3 protein-coding genes are annotated in these 22,273 nt (G+C 75.1%); all 3 read left to right on the top strand.

Going from position 1 to position 22,273, the window contains the following annotated elements; translation table 11 throughout:
* Window positions 1-749 precede the first annotated feature (749 nt).
* Window positions 750-1,913, top strand: coding sequence for a cytochrome P450 (locus ACFYP4_RS17065; RefSeq protein WP_358851207.1), 1,164 nt, complete (start codon window positions 750-752; stop codon window positions 1,911-1,913).
* A gap of 97 nt (window positions 1,914-2,010) precedes the next feature.
* On the top strand, window positions 2,011-3,360 hold the full coding sequence (locus tag ACFYP4_RS17060) for a serine hydrolase domain-containing protein (RefSeq protein WP_388786033.1): 1,350 nt from the start codon (window positions 2,011-2,013) through the stop codon (window positions 3,358-3,360).
* A 135-nt stretch (window positions 3,361-3,495) separates the two neighbouring features.
* Window positions 3,496-22,269 carry a non-ribosomal peptide synthase/polyketide synthase gene (locus tag ACFYP4_RS17055; protein WP_388786031.1) on the top strand — a complete coding sequence of 6,258 codons (18,774 nt, stop codon included), beginning with the start codon at window positions 3,496-3,498 and terminating at the stop codon, window positions 22,267-22,269.
* Window positions 22,270-22,273 lie beyond the last annotated feature (4 nt).

Here is a 22,273-nt window from a genome sequence, read left to right as displayed (position 1 = left end):
GTGCACGTGGATGAGGCCCCGTGAATCTACTCGGCGGTCACATCGGGCGGGCCGTCACCAGCACTCTCCGTTGAACTTCTGGGGGTTGCTATCACATGACTCGCCATGAAGACTGTGGGCCGAGTTCGACCGGGACAGGGATGTTCCGGGGTGCGCACCGTGTCCGGCGCGGACAGAATCCGTCGGTGTGCGCATCCACCCATCCCGCCCCGGGCGACCGGTGTCTGCGGGCCTGCCACGCGTTCGTGTGAGCTGGGAAGGGCCCGCGCAGTAGCTGCGCGGGAAGATGCACTGGGGGAGCTGTGATGTCGGCAAGGTCCGCAAGGCAGGTGCCATCGTCCGTTCACGCACAGGCACAGGGACGACGTCTGGTGCGGAGGGCGTGTTGACTCTGCCCGACGGGCTTTTTTGACCGTACGGAGGACATCCGTACGGCTCGGCAGTCAGACTGCCGGGCAAGGGGGGTTTCGGCCGCGCCGTCCGTGACGGACAGGGCAACGGCCCGACCACCGGGGGGAGTTCGGCCGTACGGCCGATGAGCGGAGCGCATGCCACAGCGCTTTCGTCGCAACCCCCGCGCGGTCGGCGTGTCCGCCATGACCGCGTGCCGGTCCGCGCACCGACGAGTCGGGCGCGCCGCCGGCCGGCCATCGCTCCACGGTGACCCCCGCCGCGCCTGCACGCCCACACCCGAGGGAGAAAAGGTGACCAGCAAGATAGTAACGGAGGCCCCTTTAGTCTGGGACGTCGTGACCGACCGGTGGCGGACCTTACGGGAGGCCGGTCCCGTCCGGTACGACGAGGGTCAGGGCCTGTGGCAGGTCGTCGACCACCAGGGGGTCGCCACCGTGCTGGCCGACCAGGCCACGTACTCCTCGGACATGTCCCCGATCGCCCCCACCCAGGCGGACTTCGACACCTTCCGGCAGGGCAACTTCGTCGGGATGGACCCGCCGGAGCACCGCAAGCTCCGCGCCCTGGTGAGCCAGGCCTTCACCCCGCGCGTCGTGCAGGGACTCGAACCGCGCATCGAGGCCGTCTGCACCCGATTACTGGACACCGTGGACGGCCGTGACCGGTTCGATCTGGTCGACACGCTGGCCTACCCCCTCCCCATCATCGTGATCGCCGAACTGCTCGGCGTACCCCCCGAGGACCACACGCTCTTCCAGGACTGGGCGAGCACCCTGTTCAGCGGGGACCAGCTCGGCGAGAGCCTCGACATGGCCGACCTGGAACGCGCGCTGGAAGCCATCGCCCCCACCGTGCGGGAGATGAACGGCTACATCCTGGAGCACATTCGCAACCGCCGTGCCCAGCCCGGCGAGGACCTCACCAGCAAGCTCATCACCGCCGAGGTCGACGGTGTCCGCATGGAGGACCAGGAGATCGTCGGGTTCGTCGCCCTGCTGCTGGTCGCCGGACACATCACCACAACGGCCCTGCTGGGCAACGCCGTCGGCACGTTCGACCGGCATCCCGGTTCGCTTGCCGCGCTGCGCGCCGACCCCGGCCGGCTCCCGGACGCCATCGAGGAGGTGCTGCGCTGGCTTCCGCCCTTCCCCGAGCTCGGACGCCGCGTCACCAGGCCCGTGGTGCTCGGCGGCCACGAGATCCCCGCAGACTCGCTGGTGATGGTGAACCTCGGCGCGGCGAACCGCGATCCCGCCCGGTTCGCCTCGCCGGACGTCCTCGACCTCGGCCGAAGTCCCAATCCCCATCTGACTTTCGGTCACGGCATCCACTTCTGCTTCGGCGCCCCGCTGGCCCGGCTGGAAGCGCGGATCGCGCTGCGCATGCTGCTTGAACGTTTCCGCGCCCTGGACGTCCCGTCGTACGACGACGTCGTCTTCCAGAACCCGGCCGTCATCGTCGGCGTACGCCACCTGCCGGTCGAAGTCAGCCGCCCGTAGCCGAAACGCCGGCGTCCCCCGGACCCGCCCGCACCGCTCACCCCGCGGACCGGTCCGTCATCCCCCCTGAGCCGCAGTCATCAGGAGTCCCTTTCTCATGCCGTATCCCACCGCCGCTCTGGTCACCGACCGCCGACCGTCCCCCGTGCGCGAAGCACTGCAGCACCGCCTGGAACACCTCGCCCGCACGCACCGGGTACCGGGCGCCCAGCTCGTCGTCGACTTCGGGACCCACGTCCTGAGCCTGCACACCGGCACGGCCGACGCCGGCACGGGCGCCCCGTTCACCGCCGAGACCGCCGTCCCGATCGGCTCGGTCACCAAGGTCTGCACCGCCGTCGCCGTGATGCTCCTGGCCGACGACGGCGACCTCTCCCCGGACGACGAGGTCGCCACGTTCCTCCCGGAGCTACGCGCATTACCGGAGGTGACCGTACGTCACCTGCTCAGTCACACCGCAGGCCTGCCCACCGGACCCGACTCGGACACCGCCGCCGGCACCACCGCCGCGCACTATCTGTCGGCGGTGTGCACGGCCGAGGACGCGCTGTTCGCGCCGGGGACCGCGTTCTCGTACTCCAACGCCGGATACGTCGCCGCCGGACGGCTGGTGGAAGCCGTGACGGGGATGAGCTGGCAGGAAGCCGTCGGGACGCTGCTCCTGGACCCCCTGGGCATCGAGCCCTGCTTCCTCGGCGACACCTACTCCGACCGCCCGGCCGCCGCGGGACACGCACTCAACACGGCCTCGGGCCGGTTGCGCGCGGCGCACCAGAACCTGGCCCCGCTGGAGGCACCCGCCGGCGCCGTGCAGGCGAGTGCACTGGACCTGGCGGCGCTCGGCAAGGCGCTCGTCGGCCGGTCCGCCGTGCTGCCGCCGGCCGCCGCCGCACAGATGCGCCGCCGGGAGGCCGCGGCCGACCCGGGAGTGCTGGCGAGCGGCTGGGGCCTCGGCCCCGCGCTGTTCCGGCAGGACGGACGCTGGTGGTGCGGGCACGACGGAAACGCCCAGGGCACCTCGTGCCATCTGCGCGCCGAACCCGAGAGCGGCGTGGTGATCGCCTTCACCGGCAACGCCAAGGGTGCCACCGCGATGTGGCAGGACCTGGCCGCCGATCTGACCCGGATCACCGGGATGCGCGTGCCGGCCGCCCCCGCCCGCGTGCGCCACGACCGGCCCGTCCCGCTGCCCGAGGCCGCGGGCACCTACCGCAACGGCGCCACCGAGTACCGGATCAAGCTCGACGGGGACGGCGTGCCGACGCTCTCCGTGGACGGCGACTGCCCCATACCGCTGGCCTGCTATCCGGACCTCGCCTGCGACCTGATCGACCCGGACACAGGCCGGCGCGAGCCCGGCGGGCGGTTCCACCGCGACCCCGCCACCGGCGTGATCGACCGCGTGCAGATATCCGGACGCACGGCCCGCCGCACCGCCACCCCCTGACGTCCGAGCCGCCGTCCCCGTCCTCGCCCCGCACGCGCGGACAACCGTCCCCACCGCCCCGGCGGCCTTCGGGCTGCCTCCCCGGCGGTCCGGGTCCGCGCGCACCGCTCCGTTCTCCGCCCATAAGGACTCCCCATGACGGACCCGCACGACATGGCCACCCCTGCGCCCCGCTCCCCGCAGGCCGACCCCGCGCCCGTGCCCGCCGACGGCGTCACCACCGGTACGGCGACGTACGCGCCGCTCGGTGAGCTGTTCGCCGCCCAGGCCGCCCGCACCCCGTCGGCGCCCGCGCTGACCGACGGACGGCGGACCTGGTCCTACCGCGAACTGGCGGCACGCGCCGACCGGCTGGCCGGCCACCTCGTGCGGAACGGGGCCGGCCCGGACCGGTCCGTCGCGCTGGTCCTGCCCCGCTCGATGGAACTGGTCGCCGCGGAGCTGGCCGTGGCCCGCGCGGGCGCCGCCTTCCTGCCGGTGGACCCCGACTACCCGGCCGAACGGCGTGCCCTGATGCTGGCCGACGCCCGGCCCGCCGCGGTCCTCGACGACCTGGACCTGGTCCGTGCCGTCATGGCCGAGAACACCGCCCAGGGTGCCCCGGTCCGGCTCCCGGAGGCGGACGCCCACCACGCGGCCTACGTCATCTTCACCTCCGGCTCCACCGGGACCCCCAAGGGCGTGACGGTCACCCACCGGGGCATCGGCGGCTTCGCGGCGGCCGCCGCGGACCGGTACGACGTGGGCCCCGGCGACCGCGTGCTGCAGTTCTCCTCGCCGAGCTTCGACGCCTCCGTCCTGGAGCTGTTCATCTCGCTCCTGACGGGCGCGACGATGGTGGTGCCGCCCGACGGGCCGTGGCTGGGCGACGAACTCGCCACCGTGCTGGACGAGCACCGCATCACCCACGCCCTCATCCCGCCGGCCGCGCTCGCCACACTGCCCGACCCGGCGTCGAACGGCGGCGCACGCCATCTGCGCACGCTGATCGTGGGAGCCGAAGCCTGTCCCGCGGCCCTCGTCGACCGCTGGGCGCCCGGACGCCGCATGATCAACTCGTACGGGCCGACCGAGGCCACGATCGTCACCTCCTGGACCGGCGCCCTCGCGGCCGGCGGCGGCACTCCGACGATCGGCGCCCCGCTGCCCGGCCTGCGGGCCCACGTCCTGGACGAGGCGATGCGGCCCGTGCCACCCGGCGCCGACGGCGAACTGTTCGTGGGGGGCGACGGACTGGCCCGCGGCTACCTCGGCAGGCCCGGCCTGACCGCCGCCCGCTTCGTCGCGAGCCCCTTCGGCCCGCCCGGCGCCCGGCTGTACCGCACCGGCGACCGGACGCGCTGGACGGCGGACGGCGAGCTGGAGTTCCTCGGCAGACTCGACCGGCAGGTGAAGGTGCGCGGCTTCCGCATCGAACCCGGCGAGATCGAGGCGGCCCTCGCGCGCGAGAACGAGGTCCGTGAAGCCGTCGTCGTGGTACGCGAGGACGAGCCGGGCCGGCAGCGGCTCGTCGGCTACGTCACGCCCGCCGACCCCGGGCACGCCCCCCAGCCGGCCGCGTTGCGCGCGGCGCTCACCGCCTCCCTGCCGGCGCACCTGGTCCCGTCGGCGATCGTCGTCCTGGACGCACTGCCGCTCACCCCGCAGCACAAGGTCGACCGGCGTGCCCTGCCCGCGCCCGGCCCCGCGTCCACCGCCGGCCGCGTCCCGCCGCGCACCCCCGAGGAGCGGTCACTGGCCGCCGTCTGGGCGGACGTGCTGGGCGCCGACGGCATCGGCGTGGAGGACGACTTCTTCGACCTGGGCGGCGACTCGATCCTCGCCGCCCGCATGCTGTCCCGGATACGCGACGAACTCGGCGTACGCCTGTCGGTCCGGGACGTGTTCACCGCGCGGACCGTCGCCGACCTGGCCCCGCTGCTCGGCGACCCGGCCGCCACCGCGCCGCCGGACCCGATCCCGCCCGCCCCGCGGGACCGGCCCCTTCCGCTGTCCAGCGCCCAGCGACGGCTGTGGTTCCTCGACGACCTCACCGCGGGCGGCACCGAATACAACACCGGTGTCGCGCTGCGCCTGCGCGGACCACTCGACGACGGCGCACTGCGCCGCGCCCTGGACCGGCTCGCCGCCCGCCACGACTCCCTGCGCACCACCTTCACCACCGTGGACGGGCAGGACGCGCAGCACGTGAGCGACGTCGCCGCCGTGCCGCTGCGGACGGCGGATCTCGGCCGTCTCCCCGCCGAGGACCGCGCCGAGGCCACCGAGCGCCTGTTGACCGAGGAACTGGGCCGCCCCTACGACCTGGCGACGGGACCGCTCACCCGCGCCCTGCTCGTCCGCCGCACCGACGACGACCACCTGCTCCTGCTGGCCCAGCACCACATAGTCACCGACGGCTGGTCCGTCGGCGTCCTGACCCGCGACCTGGCCGCGCTCTACCACGCGGAGGTGTCCGGTACCCCCGACGGACTGTCCGAGCCGGGCGTGCAGTACCCGGACTTCGCCGTGTGGGAACGGCAGCGGCGGTCCACGGACGGCGACGCCGAGAGCCTCGCGTACTGGAAGCGGCACCTGACCGGCATGCAGCAGCTGGAACTGCCCACGGACCGGCCCCGGCCCGCCGTGCGCACCACCGCCGGAGCGGCGCACCGCCACGAGCTGCCCGCCGAACTCGTCGCCCGGCTCCGGCACTTGGCGAGCGGCCGGGGCACGACCCTGTTCACCCTCTTCGCGGGCGCCGCCGCCGTGCTGTTCTCCCGGTACTCCGGGCAGCGGGACGTGGCGTTCGGCACCGTCACCAACGGGCGGGGCCGCGGCGACCTGGAGGACGTCACCGGGTTCTTCGCCAACACCGTGGTGCTGCGCGGCGAGGTGGACGACAAGGTCACCGTCGACCGGTTCGTGGAGAGCATGCGCGCGACCGTGCTGGACGCCTTCGCACACGACGGGGTGCCCTTCGACCGGGTGGTGGAGGAGCTGGCCCCGCCCCGGGACCCCAGCCGCACCCCGCTGGTGCAGGCGCTCGTGGTGCAGCAGACCGCCCCGGCGTACCCGCCGCGGGCCGGCGGCCTGCGGATCGAGGACCATCCGCTGCCCCGGCCGGCGGCCCGCTTCGACCTGGTCCTGGAGTTCGCGCCGCGTCCCGACGGCGGATCCGAGCTGACGGTCGAGTACAACACGGACCTCTTCGAGGCACGCACCGTGGCCCGGATGAGCCGTCACCTGCACCGCCTGCTGGAGGGCATGGCGGACGGCCCGCACCGGACCGTCGCCGAACTGCCGCTGCTGTCGGACGACGAGCGGCGCACCCTGCTCGACGCCTGGAACCCGCCGGCGCTCGACGGGCAGGACACCGGGGACAGCACGCTGGCCGCGCTGTTCGAGGCCCAGGTGGCCAGGACCCCCGACCGGACCGCCGTGGTCTGCGGCCCCGTACGGCTCGACTACGCAGAGGTGAACCGGCGCGCCAACCGCCTCGCCCGGCTGCTGATCGGCCGCGGCGCGGGCCCCGAGACGCTGGTCGCCCTCTGCCTGCCGCGCACCGCCGACCTGCTGCCGGTGCTGTGGGCCGTCCTGAAGTCGGGCGCCGGGTACCTGCCGGTGGATCCCGCCTACCCGGCCGAGCGCATCCGCTTCATGCTGGACGACGCCGCTCCCGCGCTGGTCGTCGCCGCCCGCGACACGGCCGGCGTGCTGCCCGAGGGGTGCGAACCGCTGATCCTGGAGGACTGCGCCGTCGACGGCGCCGGGGCCCCTGACCCGTCCGACGCGAACGTGACCGACGCCGAGCGCCCGCAGCCGCTGGACCCCGCCCATCCCGCGTACGTCATCTACACCTCGGGCTCGACCGGCCGCCCCAAGGGGGTCGTGGTCGCCCAGCGCAGCGTGGCCGCCCTGGCCACCTGGGCGGAGGAGGAGTTCGGCACCGACCGGCTGGCGCACGTCGTCGCCTCCACGTCGCTCAACTTCGACGTCTCGGTCTTCGAGATGCTGTGCCCCCTCATGGCGGGCGGCGGCGTCGAGCTGGTCGACGACCTGCCCGCGCTCGCCGACGCTCCGGGGACACGGCGGGCCGGGCTGGTCAGCGGTGTGCCGTCGGTGGTCTCCCGGATGCTCACCGGCGACGCCACCGCGGTCGAGGCCGACACCGTCGTCCTGGCCGGCGAGGCGCTGCCCGCGCAGACCGTACGGGACCTGCGGCGCGCGATTCCCGGCGGCGAGGTGGCCAACATCTACGGGCCGACCGAGGCGACCGTCTACGCCACCGCGTGGTTCGCCGGGGACGCCGTGCCCGACCAGGCCCCGCCCATCGGCAGACCGGTGGCCCGCACCCGGGCCTACGTCCTGGACCGCCTGCTGCGCCCGCAGCCTCCGGGAGTCACGGGGGAACTCCACCTCGGGGGCGGCGGCCTGGCCCGCGGCTACCTGCGGCGCCCAGGCCTGACCGCCGCCCGGTTCATCGCCGACCCCTACGGCGCGCCCGGCGACCGGATGTACCGCACCGGGGACCTGGTGCGCTGGACCGCCGACGGCGAGCTGGAGTACCTCGGGCGGACCGACCAGCAGGTCAAGGTACGGGGATTCCGCATCGAGCTCGGCGAGGTGGAGGAGGCCCTGCGCACGTGCGGGGGAGTGGCCGAGGCGGCCGCCACCGCCCGGGAGAGCGACGGGCACCGGCGCCTGGTCGGGTATGTCGTACCCGCCGCGGGAGCGCGCGTCGAACCGGAATCGGTGCGCCGGACACTCGGCGCGTCGCTGCCCGACTACATGGTGCCCGCGGCCGTTGTGGTGCTCAGCGCCCTGCCGCTCAACCCCAACGGCAAAGTGGACCGCGCCGCGCTGCCGGACCCGGGACCCGCCACGCACACCACGCGCCACGTCGCGCCCCGCACTCCCACCGAGCGGACCCTCGCCGCCGTCTGGGCGGACGTCCTGCACGTGGAGCGGGTCGGGGCGGACGACAACTTCTTCGCGCTCGGCGGCGACTCCATCCTCAGCATCCAGGTGGTGGCGCAGGCCCGGCGGGCCGGCCTCACGGTGACCTCGCGCGACGTCTACCGGCACCAGACGGTCGCCGCCCTCGCCCGGTGCGCGGACGCCGCCGGGAGCCGCAGGACCGCCGCGCCCGCCCCCGTCGCGGCCACCGGAACCGCGCCGCTGACACCCATTCAGCACTGGCTCTTCGAGAGCGCCGCCGAACGCGCGGGCCACTTCGCCCAGACGCTGTCCGTGGAACTGCCCGACACCGTCGACGCCGCGGCCCTCGAGGACGCCCTGAACGACCTGCTCACCCATCACGACGCCCTGCGCTCCCGCTTCCGCACCGGTCACGGCGACGCCGGCGTCCAGTGGCACATCGACGACGCGGCACCCCGGCTGCACCTGGCACGCCACACCGGCCCCGACGCCGACGCCCCGCACACGGGCCCCTTCGACCTGTCCCGCGGGCCGCTGCTGCGCGCCGTGCTCCACGACCGGGAGCACGGCCGCCGCCCCGTCCTGCACCTGGCCGTCCACCACCTGGTCGTCGACGGGATCTCCTGGCGCGTCCTGCTGGAAGACCTGGACCGGGCCTACGCCGCCCGCCGCGAGGGCCGCGACGGGACGGCGGCCCTGCCGGCGAAGTCGTCGGCGCTGCGGGACTGGGCCGGGCGCCTGGCCGCCCTCGCCGCCGACGGCGGCTTCGACGACGAGACGCCGTACTGGTCGCAGCCGGTCACGGAGACCGACACCGCGCTTCCCACGGACCTGCCGGGCGCCAACACCTACGCCACGGCGCGCTCGGTGACCGTACGCCTGTCTCCCGAGGACACCGCCGTCCTGCTGCGCACCCTGCCGGAGACCTACCGCACCCAGGCCAACGACGTACTGCTCAGCGCGCTGGGCCGGACCCTGTGCGGCTGGACCGGACACGACCGCGTCGTGGTGGACGTCGAGGGGCACGGCCGGGAGGAACTGTTCCCCGACGTCGACACCAGCCGTACCGTCGGCTGGTTCACCACCCGCCACCCCGTCGCCCTGACCGTCCCTCAGGACGCGGACTGGGACACGGTGCTCAAGGGCGTCAAGGAACAGCTCCGCGCGGTGCCCCGGCACGGTCTGGGCCACGACGCCCTGCGCTACCTGGCCCGGCCCGGTTCGCTGCCCTCGGCGCCGACCGCACACATCAGCTTCAACTACCTGGGCCGGTTCGGGCTCGCGGACGGACGGCCGGACAGCCTCTACCAGGCCCCGGGCCGCCCCCTGGAGCTGGACGCCGACCCGCTGGCCGAGCGCCCGCACGCCCTGGAGGTCGTGGGTCAACTGGATGGAGACGCGCTGGAGTTCACCTGGTTCTACTCCGGGGAGCTGCACCGGGAGGCGACCGTCGCCGAACTCGCCGGAAGGTACGCCGACGCGCTGGCGGGCCTCGCCCGGCACGCCGCCCGGCCGGGCGCCGCGGGGCGCACCCCCTCGGACTTCCCGCTGGCGCGGCTGGACCAGCGGGCCGTGGACCGGATCGTCGGGGACGACCCCGCCGCGGTCGAGGACGTCCACGCCCTCACGCCCACCCAGGCCGGCATGCTCTTCCACGGGCTGTCGCAGGACGACCGCAGCGCCTACTTCCAGCAGCTGACCTTCGTCCTGGACGGGATACCCGACCCCGCGGCGCTGGCGGCCGCCTGGCAGCGGGTCACCGACCGCACCCCCGTGCTGCGCGGCCACGTCGCGTGGCAGGACATGCCCGAGCCGCTGCTGGTGGTCCGGCGTCACGCGTCCGTGCCGGTCACGCACGCGGACTGGCGGGAGGTGCCGGCACCCGAACGGGAGTCGAGACTGCGGGAGTTGCTGGACCGTGACCGGGAACGCGGCATCGACCTCGGACAGGCCCCGCTGCAACGCCTGGTGATCGCCCGGCTCTCCGACGACAGCGTGCGGGTGGTGTGGTCCTTCCACCACCTGATCCTGGACGGCTGGAGCCTGTTCCAGGTGCTGTCGGACGTCTTCACCTGCCATGCGCTGCCCGCCGGGGAGCCGGGCACGGCGGCCGACGACGCCCTGCCCGACCGCCGGCCGTTCCGCGACTACGTGGCCTGGCTGCGCGACCGCGACGGCGAACAGGCCGAACGGCACTGGCGGGACCGCCTGTCCGGCCTCACCGAATCCACCCCGCTGCCCTACGACCGCGAACCGCGCGAGACCCACCGTGCCGAGTCCACCCAGGCGGTCCGGGTCACGGTTCCCGCCGCCGCCAGCCGGGCGCTGGAGGAGCTGGCCAGAACGGCGGGCCTGACCCTCAACACCCTCGTCCAGGGCGCCTGGGCGCTGCTGCTGAGCCGTCAGGCGGGCCGCGACGACGTGGTGTTCGGCACCACCGTCTCCGGGCGTCCCCCCGAGCTACCCGGTGCCGAGGCCATGACCGGCCTGTTCATCACGACACTGCCGACCCGCGTCACCGCACCGCGCGACGAGACCCTCCTCGCCTGGCTGGACCGGCTCCAGCAGGACCAGAGCGAGGACCGGCGGTTCGACCACATGCCGCTCACCCGCATGAAGGGGTTCACCGAACTCCCGGACGGGGTCGCCCTGTTCGACAGCATCGTGGTCTTCGAGAACTACCCGGTCGACGACGGACTCGCCGCCGCGCACGGGCTGCGCCTGAGCGACCTGGACGGCATCGAGACCACCAACTACCCCCTGAGCCTGGTGGCCTACCCGGGCCCCGAACTCGGGCTGCGCCTCGGCTACGACCCCGAGCTGTTCGACACCGGCACCGTCGCGCGGATGGCCGAGTACCTCACCGTCCTGCTGGAGGGCATGGCCGCGGCACCGCAACGCCCCGCCGCGCGGCTGCCGTTGCTGACCCCCGCCCGCCGGGACCAGGTCCTGTGCGGCTGGAACGACACGGCCACCGACACGCCCGACGCCACGGTCGCGGACCTGTTCGCCGCCCAGGTGCGGCGCACCCCGGACGCCGTCGCCCTGGAGGCCGGCGCCGAGCACCTCACCTACCGGGAACTGGACACCCGGGCGGCGGGGCTCGCCGCCCGGCTGACCGCGCTCGGTGTACGGGCCGAGGTCCCGGTCGGCGTGCTGATGGACCGCTCGGTCACCCTCGTCGTCGCCCAGCTCGCCCTTGTCCGCACCGGCGGGATCTACGTCCCGCTGGACGGCCGGGCGCCCGGCGAGCGACTGCGCCGCATGCTCACCGAGGCCGGCGCGCACCTGCTGCTCACCGACGCGGCCTGCGAGGAGACGGCCCGCGCCGTGCATCCCGAGGGGGAGGTCGTACGGCTGGACGGAGCCGCCGACGGTGGGCCCGTGCCGCCGGACGAAAACGCCGCCGACGGTGGGCCCGTGCCGCTGGACGCAAATGCCGACGCTGCCGGGGCCGCACCGCCGGACGGAGCCGCGGGCGCCGACGGCGACGCGTCCGGTTCCCGGCGTCCTGCCGGTGTCGCCGTGCATCCGGACAACGTCCAGTACCTCATGTTCACCTCCGGCTCCACCGGTGTCCCCAAGGGCGTCGCCGTGCGCCAGCGGGACGTCGCCGCGCTCGCGCTCGACCGTGCCTTCGCCGGCCACGACCGCGTCCTCGTGCACTCCCCGCACGCCTTCGACGCCTCCACCTACGAGCTGTGGGTCCCGCTGCTGCGCGGCGGGACGGCCGTGCTGGCCCCGCCGGCGGACCTGGACGCCGGCGTCGTCCGGCGCGCGGTCACCGAGCAGGGCGTACGGTGCCTGTGGCTGACCGCGGGACTGTTCCGCCTCCTCGCCCAGGAGGACCCCACGTGCCTGCGCGGCGCCCTGGAGGTGTGGACCGGAGGCGAGGCCGTGCCCGGCGCGGTGGTCCGCCGCGTCCTGGACGCCTGCCCCGGCCTGACCCTCGTCGACGGCTACGGCCCGACCGAGACCACCACCTTCGCCACCCGGCGCGTCTTCCGCGCCGGTGACCCGCTGCCCCCGGTGCTGCCCATCGGCCGTCCGCTGGACAACACGCGGGTGTACGTCCTGGACGACGCGCTCCAGCCCCAGCCGCCGGGCATCCCCGGCGAGTTGTTCGTCGCCGGTGCCGGAGTGGCCCGCGGCTACGCCGGACGCCCCGGCGCGACCGCCGCCCGCTACCTCGCCGACCCGTTCGGCCCGCCGGGCACCCGCATGTACCGCACCGGCGACATCGTGCGCTGGAGCGGTGACGGCGAACTGCACTTCGTGGGACGCGCGGACGACCAGATCAAGATCCGCGGCTTCCGGGTGGAACCCGCCGAGATCGAGGCCCGGCTCACCGCCCACCCGGCCGTCGTGGAGGCGGTCGTCTCCGTGTACGAGGAGGGCGGGCGCAAGCGGCTGGCCGCCCACCTCGTGCCGGCCCCCGCCGCCGCCGTACCACCGGCCGCCGAACTGCGCTCCCACCTGTCGGCCGACCTGCCCGACTACATGCTGCCCGCCGCTTTCGTCACCGTGGCGGAGCTGCCCCTGACGGGCAACGGCAAGGTGGACCGGCGGCGCCTCCCGGCCCCGGACTGGTCGGCGGCCGGCGACACCGCGTACCGCGCGCCGCGCACGGAGACCGAGCGGATCCTCGGCGAGATCTGGGCCGAGCTGCTCGGCGTCGAACGGGTCGGCGCCGACGACAACTTCTTCATGCTGGGCGGCGACTCGATCCTCAGCATCCAGGTCGTCTCCCGCGCCCGCGCCGCAGGCCTCGCCCTGACGCCCCGGGACCTGTTCCGGCACCCCACCGTCGCCGCGCTGGCCGCCGCCACCGGCACCGCCGCGCCCGTCGCCGGGACCGGCCCGGTGAGCGGCGAGGTCGCCCTCACGCCCATCCAGCACTGGTTCCTGGACGCCGGCCCGCACCGCCCGGAGTTCTTCAACCAGTCCGTCGTCGTGGAGACGGCCGACGTCGACCCGGCCGCCCTGCGCCGCGCGCTCGCCGCCCTGTGGGCGCACCACGACGCCCTGCGCTCCCGCTTCGCCCGCCGGGACGACGGGTCCTGGAGCCAGACCTGCGTCCCAGCGGACGCGCCGGCACCGGATCTGCTGCGGGTCTGCGACCTGAGCGACGCGGGCACCGCGGCGGCGGCGCGGGAGACCGAGGCCCGCGTCACGGCCGAGGCGCACGCCGCCTTCCGGCTCGACACCGGCCCGCTGCTCACCGCCCGGCTCCTCACCGGCGCCCCCGGGTCTCCCGCGGACTCCGGCACCCGCCCCGCCCGGCTGCTGCTGGCAGTGCACCACCTGGTCGTCGACGGTGTCTCCTGGCGCGTCCTCCTGGAGGACCTGGAGACCGCCTACCGGCAGGCCCTGGCCGGGGAACCGGTCCGCCTGCCGGCCCGCACCACCTCCGTCCAGGAGTGGGCGCGGCGACTGCGCGCCCACACCGGCGAAGGCGGCTTCGCCGCTGAGCGCGCCCACTGGGACGCGGTGGCCCGGCACTGCGCGGCCCCGCTCCCGGTGGACTCCGACGGCGGCAACACCATGGCCGACGTGCGCGCGGTGACCGTCCGGCTCGACGAGGAGCGCACCGACGACCTGCTGCGCAAGGTGCCCGGCGTCTACCGCACCCGCGTCGACGACGTCCTGCTGACCGCGCTCGCCCGGACGCTCGCCGACTGGACCGGCCGGCGTACCGTCGCCGTGGACCTGGAGGGGCACGGCCGCGAGGACCAGCTCTTCGAGGACGTCGACCTGTCCCGTACGGTCGGCTGGTTCACCACCCTGTTCCCGGTCGCCCTCGACGCGGGGGAGGGGGACTGGGGCACCGCCCTGAAGTCCGTCAAGGAGCAGCTGCGGGCCGTGCCGGAGCGCGGCCTCGGCCACGGCGCGCTGCGGTACCTCGCCGGGGACGGCGGACTCGCCGAAGCGCCGGCGCCCGGCGTCAGCTTCAACTACCTGGGCCGGTTCGACTGGTCCGCCGCCGACGGCGTACTCGTCCGTTCCGTGCCCGACGGCCTGGACGGCGCCGAGGCTCCCGGGCAGGAGCGCCCGCACGTGCTCGACGTGGTGGCCCGGGTGGAGGGCGGCCGCCTCGAGGTCACCTGGTACTACAGCGCAGGACTGCACCGCCGGGAGACGGTGGCCGACCTCGCCGAGGGCATGCTGGCGGCGCTCGGGAACCTGGTCACCCACTGCTCGCGCCCGGGCGCCGGCGGCCGCACGCCCTCGGACTTCCCGCTGGCGCGCGTCGACCAGGCGGCCGTGGACCGGGTCGTGGGCGACGGCCAGGCGGTCGCGGACCTGTACCCGCTGACGCCGATGCAGGCCGGCATGCTGTTCCACAGCCTGATGGACACGGACGCCGCCACCTACCTCAACCAGGTGCAGCTGGTGCTCTCCGGGGTCCGGGACGCGCACGCCCTCGCCGAGGCGTGGCAGCGCACCGCGGACGCCAACCCGATGCTGCGCACCCGGCTGGTGTGGCAGGAGACGGCCGAGCCCCTCCAGGTCGTGCAGCACCGGGCCGAGGTGCCCGTCACGCACCACGACTGGTCCCAGTGGCCGGCCGAGCGCCGCGAACGGGAACTCGACCGGATGCTCGACGAGGACCGCCGGGCGGGCGTCGACCTGTCCGCCGCGCCGCTGATGCGGCTGACCCTGATCCGGCTGTCGCCCGAGCGGGTGCGGATGGTGTGGACCTTCCACCACGTCCTGCTCGACGGATGGAGCGCCGCCCAAGTGTTCGACGAGGTGTGCGAGCGGTACGCGGCCCTGACCTCCGGGCGCCGGCCGCAGGTCCCGGACCGCTCACCCTTCAGCGACTACCTGGGCTGGCTGGCCCGGCAGGACACCGGGCGCGCGGAACGGTACTGGCGCGAGGCGCTGGCAGGTTTCTCCGTCCCCACCGAACTGCCGCGCGACCGGCGGCCCGCCGAGGCCCACGGCACGTCCTCGTCGGGGTCGGTCCGGGTGACGCTCGACGCCGCCGTGTCGGCGCGGCTGCGGGAGACCGCGCAGCGCGCCGGGCTCACCGTCAACACGGTGCTCCAGGGCGCCTGGGCCCTGCTGCTGTCCCGGTACGGCGGCGGTGACGACGTGGTGTTCGGCACGACCGTGTCCGGGCGTCCCGCCGAACTGCCGGGAGTGACCTCCATGGTCGGCGTGTTCATCAACACGCTGCCCACCCGGGCGCGGATCGACGGACGGCGTCGGCTGCTGGAGTGGCTGCGCGAGCTGCAGGCCGCCCAGTCGGAGTCCCGGCGCCACGACTTCGTCTCCCTCGCCCAGCTCCAGACATGGAGCGACGTGCCGGGCGGCACCACGCTGTTCGACAGCATCGTCGTCTTCGAAAACTATCCGTTCGACGCCAACGCCCTGGCCCGGCACGGACTGGCCATGGAGCAGGAACGCGACCTGGAGCCGACCAACTACCCGCTCAGCGTGGTGGTCGCACCGGGTGACACCCTCGCGGTCGCCCTCGACTACGACCCGGAGGCCTTCGACCCCGCGACGGTCGAGGGGCTCGGCGCGAGCCTGCGCACCCTTCTCACCGAGATGGCCACCAACCCCGAGCGCTGCCTGGACGATCTGCCGCTGGTCGCACCGGAACAGGGGCGCCGTCTCGTCGACCGGCTGGGCGGCCCGGTGACCCGGGCGCCGCGGCGGACCCTGCCCGAGGCCTTCCAGGAGCAGGCCGCACGCACCCCCGACGCCCCGGCCGTCCTGGCCGGCGCCGAGTGCCTCAGCTACCGGCAGCTCAACGAGCGCGCCAACCGGCTGGCCCGGCTGCTGATCGACGCGGGCGCCGGACCCGAACGGTTCGTCGCGCTGGCACTGCCCCGCACGGCCGACCTGATCGTGGCCCTCCTCGCGGTGCTGAAGAGCGGCGCCGCCTACCTGCCGGTCGACCCCGGTTACCCGGCCGAGCGGATCGCGTTCCTCTTCGAGGACGTGCGCCCCGACGCCGTGGTGACCGGCGCGCAGACGTCCGGGCGGCTGCCCGACGGACCGTTCGCGCGCATCGCACTGGACGATCCCGCGTGCGCCGCACGGCTGGCCGCCCGGTCAGCCGCCGACGTCGGCGACGACGAGCGGCACGGGACCCTGCTGCCCGGGCACCCCGCGTACGTCATCCACACCTCCGGTTCGACCGGCCGCCCCAAGGGCGTCGTCGTCGCCCACGAGTCCGTGGTGGCGCTGACCGACTGGGCCGCCGCCGAGTTCACCGGCCGGGGCCTCGCCCACGTCGTGGCCTCCACCTCGCTCAACTTCGACGTGTCGGTGTTCGAGATCCTCTCCCCGCTGCTCGCCGGGGGCTGCGTCGAGGTGGTCCGCGACTTGCTGGCCCTCGCCGAACGGGACCGGCCGTGGACCGCGGGACTGCTCAGCGCGGTCCCCTCCGCCCTGGGCCGGCTGCTCGCCGAGGACACCGTCGACGTCACGGCGGACACCGTCGTCCTGGCCGGCGAGGCGCTGCCCGTCCGGACCGTCCAGCAGGTCCGGGAGGCGGTGCCCGGCTGCCGGGTGATGAACATCTACGGGCCCACCGAGGCCACCGTGTACGCCACGGCCTGGACCTGCGACCCGGCGGAACCCGACCGGGTTCCGGCGATCGGCCGGCCGGTGGGCGGCGCCCGCGCCTACGTCCTGGACGCCCGGCTGCGGCCGGTGCCCGCCGGAGCGCCCGGCGAGCTGTACCTCGCCGGGACCGGCGTGGCCCGCGGCTACCTGGGCCGCCCCGGCCTGACCGCGTCCCGCTTCCTCCCCGATCCCTACGGGCCGCCCGGCAGCCGCATGTACCGCACCGGGGACCTGGTGCGGTGGACCGCGCACGGCGACCTGGTGTACCTCGGCCGGAGCGACGACCAGGTGAAGGTGCGCGGCTTCCGCATCGAACTGGGCGAGGTCGAGGCCGCGCTGGCCCGGCACCCGCTGGTGTCCGCGGCCGCCGCCCGGGTGGTCGAACAGGACGGCCACCGGCGGCTCGTGGGGTACGTCGTCCCCGGCGGCGCCGAGGTCCCCGAGGCCGCCGCGCTGCGGGACTTCCTCGCCCGCACGCTCCCGGGCCACCTGGTCCCGGCGACCGTGCTGCCGCTGGAGCGGCTGCCGCTCGGGGCCACCGGCAAGCTGGACCGCAGGGCGCTGCCCGAACCCGTGTGGGCCGCGCCGGCCTCCGCCGACGCCCGCCCGCCGGGCACCGGCACCGAGCGGACCCTCGCCGCGATCTGGTCCGAGGTGCTGGGCGTGCCGGAAGTCGGCGCGCTGGACAACTACTTCGCCCTCGGCGGCGACTCCATCCTCGGCATCCAGATCGTCTCCGCCGCCCGCCGGGCCGGCCTCGCGCTGACCCCGCGGCACCTGTTCCTCCACCAGACCGTCGCCGAACTGGCCGCCGCCGCCGAGGACCTGCCGGCCACGGCGACCACGGCCGAGCAGGGTCCCGTGGTGGGCGAGGCGCCGCTCACCCCGGTCCAGCACTGGCTGCTCGACACACTCACCGGCGACCCGGCGCACTTCACCCAGACCGTCTCCTTCCACCTCGCCGACGACGCCGACGAGACCCTCCTGCGCGCCGCCCTGACCGCGGTCGTCGAGCACCACGACGCCCTGCGCCTGCGGTTCGAGCGGGCCGGCGACGGGCGGTGGCGGCAGTACGGCGCCGCGCCCGGCGACCCGGCGCACCTGGAGGTGCACGACCTCCCCGAGGGCGCGGGCGCCGACACCGAGGCGGCACTGCGCGAGCGGGCCGCCCTGCTGGGAGCAGGCTTCGACCTGGGCGCCGGACCGCTGCTCCGGGGCGCCCTGTGCCGGCCCGGCGCAGGCCGGCGGCCGGTCCTGCTGCTCGCCGCGCACCACCTCGTGGTGGACGCGGTCTCGTGGCGGGTGATCCTGGAGGACCTGGAGAGCGCGTACCGGGCGCTGCGCGCCGGCGACCGACCGGACTTCGGCCCGAAGACCACCTCCTACCGCTCGTGGGCCGAGCGGCTCGCGGCGCACACCGCAGGCGGCGGCTTCGACGACGAACTCGCCCACTGGCGGGCCCTGGAGGGCGACGCGGCCCTGCCCGCCGACCTCTCCGGCGGCAACACCGTCGCCTGCGAGGAGACGCTGACGGTCGCACTGGACACCGAGGAGACCCGCCGCCTGCTCCAGGACGTGCCCGACGTCTACCGCACCCGCGTCAACGACGTCCTGCTGTGTGCCCTCGGCCGGGTCCTGACCCGCTGGACGGGCCGGGACCGGGTGACGGTGGCGCTGGAGGGCCACGGCCGGGAGGAACTGTTCGACGACGTCGACCTGTCCCGGACCGTCGGCTGGTTCACCACCCTGTTCCCCGTCGCGCTGGAGGTCCCCCGGGAAGCGGACCCCGGGACCGCGCTCAAGTCCGTCAAGGAGACCCTGCGGGCCGTACCGCGCCGCGGACTGGGCTACGGCGCCCTGCGGCACCTGCACCCCACGGCGGCCGGACAGCTGCCGGCGCTGCCGCAGATCGGCTTCAACTACCTGGGCCGGCAGGACCGGGACGTGTCCCCGGGCGGCCTGCTGCACGCGCCCTGGGACGGACTCGCGGGCGGCATGGACCCCTCGGCGGACCGGCCCCACCTCCTCGACGTGCTGGGCCGGGTCACCGACAAGCGCCTGGAGTTCACCTGGTCGTACTCGCGTGAGGTGCACCGGCGCGACACCGTCGCCCGCCTGGCCGCCGAACTGGCCGACGAACTGCGCGCGATCGTGCGGCACTGCGCCGGACCCGGCGCGGGGGGCCGCACCCCCGCCGACTTCCCGCTGGCCCCGCTGGACCAGGCGGCCGTCGACCGGCTGGCCGGCACCGGCCGCGACGTCGTCGACATCTACCCGCTCACGCCCACCCAGACCGGCATGGTCGTCCACGCCATGGACGAACCGGGCGAGGGACTGTACGTCGAGCAGATCACGTTCGTGATGGACGGCGTGCGCGACCCGCGGACGCTGGCCGCCGCCTGGCAGCAGGTCGTCGACCGCACCCCCGTACTGCGCAGCGCCGTGGTCCTGGACGCGGCCCCCGTGCCGCTCCAGACCGTGCACCGCGAAGTCGCCCTGCCCGTCGCCGAGCACGACTGGAGCGGCCTGGCACCCGAGCGGCGCGAGGCGGAACTGGAACGGCTGCTGGCCGAGGACAAGGCACGCGGCCTCGACCTGGACAGTGCGCCGCTGCTGCGCGTCGCGCTGATCCGGCTCGGCCCGGACGAGGTACGGGTGGTGTGGACCTTCCACCACGTGCTGCTGGACGGGTGGAGCGTCTTCCACGTCCTGGCCGACGTCGTCGCGTGCCACGCCGCGCTCGCCCGGGGCGAGGCACCCCGACTGCCGGAGCGCCGGCCCTTCGCGGACTACGCCGCCTGGCTCGCCGGCCGGGACGCCGCCGGGGCCGAGAACCACTGGCGGAAGGCGCTCGCCGACCTCACCGCCCCGACGCCGCTGCCGTACGACCGCCGGCCCGCCCAGGGCGCGGCGGCCCGCTCCGGCACCTGGCTGTCGCAGCATCTCGAACCGGCCGACACACGGCGGCTGCAGGACTTCGCCCGCCGTCACCGCCTCACCCTCAACACCCTGGTCCAGGGCGCCTGGGCGCTGCTGCTGGCCCGCTGCGGCGGCGAACGGGAGGTGTGCTTCGGCACCACCGTCTCCGGACGGCCCGCCGATCTGCCCGGGGCCGACAGCATCACCGGGCTGTTCATCACCACCCTGCCCGCCCGGGTCACCGTCGACGACGACGCGCCGTGCGACGCCTGGCTGCGTGAGATGCAGACCGCCCGCGCCGAGGACCGCCGCTTCGACCACACCCCGCTGACGGACCTGCACGACTTCAGCGCGGTGCCCGCGGGGACCGCGCTCTTCGACAGCCTGCTGGTCTTCGAGAACTATCCCGTGGGCGACACGACCGCGGGCGCCCACGGAGTGCGGGTGCGGGACCTGGACGCCCGGGAGGCCACCAACTACCCGCTCACCGTCGTCATCTCGCCCGGAGACCGGCTGGGCGTCGAACTCGGCTACGACCCCCGGTACTTCGAGGAGAGCACGGCGCGTTCCCTGGCCGCCCGGCTGCTGCACACGCTGCGCGCCCTGGCCGCCTCCGCGGACACCGCGCCCCTCGCCGCGGTGGACGTGCTGCCGCCGGAGGAGCGGGCCCGGCTGCTCGACCCGCCCACCCGGCCGCGGTCCCGGCCGGTGACCCCGGCGACGCTGCCCGACCTGATCGAGGCCGCGGTGGACCGCAGCCCGACCGCGCCGGCCCTCGGCGCGCCGGGGCTGCTGCTGTCCTTCGCGGAGACGGAGGAGCGGGCGAACCGCCTGGCGCACCGCCTCATCGCCCGCGGCGCGGGCCCGGGAACCCTCGTCGCCCTGGTCCTGCCGCGCTCCGCGGAAATGGTCCTCGCCCAGCTCGCGGTGGCCAAGACCGGCGCGGCGTTCCTGCCCGTCGACCCCGGCTACCCGTCCGAACGGGTCGCGCTGATGCTGCGCGACGCCGAGCCCGCCCTCACCCTCGACGCCGAGGAGGTCAGCCGCCTGCTCGCCGCGGCACCGGACGGCGTACCCGGACACCGGCCCACCGACGCCGAACGCACCCGGCCGCTCGACCTCGACGACCCCGCCTACGTCATCTACACCTCGGGCTCCACCGGCACCCCCAAGGGCGTCGTCGTCACCCACCGCGGCCTCGCCGACTTCGCCGCCGCCGAGGCCGAGCACTACCAGGTGGGTCCCGGGGACCGCGTCCTGGCCTTCGCCACCCCCAGCTTCGACGCCTCGGTCCTGGAACTGTGCATGTCGCTGCCGAACGGCGCCCGCCTGGTCGTACCGCCGCCCGGCCCGCTGCTCGGCGCCGAACTCGCCGGCGTCCTGCGCGACGCACGGATCACCCACACCCTGCTGCCCCCGGCCGCCCTGGCCACCCTGCCGCCCGACACCCCCGGCACCCTGCCCGACCTGCGGACCCTAACGGTCGGCGCCGACGCGTGCGGCGCGGACCTCGTCGCCCGCTGGGCACCTCACCACCGCATGATCAACTCCTACGGGCCCACCGAGGCCACGGTCGTCGCGACCTGGTCGGCCCCCCTGGAGCCGGACGGCACCGCGCCGCCCGTCGGCCGTCCGCTGCCGGCGACCCGGGCCTACGTCCTCGACGCGCGGCTGCGGCCGGTCCCCGACGGCGTCGCGGGCGAACTGTGGCTCAGCGGCCCCTCCCTGGCCCGGGGCTACCTGAACCGGCCGGGCCTGACCGCGAGCCGCTTCACCGCCGACCCGTTCGGGCCGCCGGGCACCCGGATGTACCGCACCGGGGACCTGGTACGGCGCGACGCCCGCGGCGAGCTGCACTACCTGGGCCGCACCGACCACCAGCTCAAGCTGCGCGGCCACCGCATCGAGGCGGGCGAGGTAGAGCAGGTCCTGGTGCGGCACCCGGCCGTGCTGGACGCCGTCGTGACCGTACGGGAGGACGAGCCGGGGCTGCCGCGCCTGGTGGCCCACCTGCTCACCGCACCCGGCTGCGAGCCGCCCGCGTCCGCCGAACTGCGGGCGTCGGCCGCGCGCGTCCTGCCCGGCCACATGGTCCCCTCGGCGTTCGTGGTGATGGAGCGCTTCCCGCTCACCGAGAACGGCAAGACCGACCGGGCCGCCCTGCCCGCACCCGCACCCGGCGCGGAGGAGACACCCGGGCACGTCGCCCCCCGTACCCCCACCGAGGAGGCACTCGCCGCGATCTGGGAGGAAGCCCTGCACACGGCCGTGGGCGCGGAGGACGACTACTTCTCCCTGGGCGGCGACTCCCTGCGCGCCCTGCTCATCGCCTCCCGCGCCAACGACGCCTTCGGGGTGGCTCTCACCCCCCGCGACGTGCTGGTCACCCGCACCGTCGCCGGGCTGGCGGATCTGGTGGAGGAGCAGGTGCTGAGCGAACTCGAGGACGCCCTGCGCGGCGACACCGACCACGACGAAGAACGGTGAGGAC

Origin of the sequence: Streptomyces sp. NPDC005551 (genome assembly GCF_042871785.1) — a bacterium.
In the GTDB taxonomy this organism is placed as follows: domain Bacteria; phylum Actinomycetota; class Actinomycetes; order Streptomycetales; family Streptomycetaceae; genus Streptomyces.
Note: the sequence above shows the minus strand (reverse complement) of the source record. Positions and strands in the feature narration are given on the sequence as shown.

Coding starts and splice junctions, on each gene's coding strand:
- ACFYP4_RS17060 (WP_388786033.1), top strand. CDS start 2,011: ATGCCGTATCCCACCGCCGCTCTGGTCACCGACCGCCGACCGTCCCCC.
- ACFYP4_RS17055 (WP_388786031.1), top strand. CDS start 3,496: ATGACGGACCCGCACGACATGGCCACCCCTGCGCCCCGCTCCCCGCAG.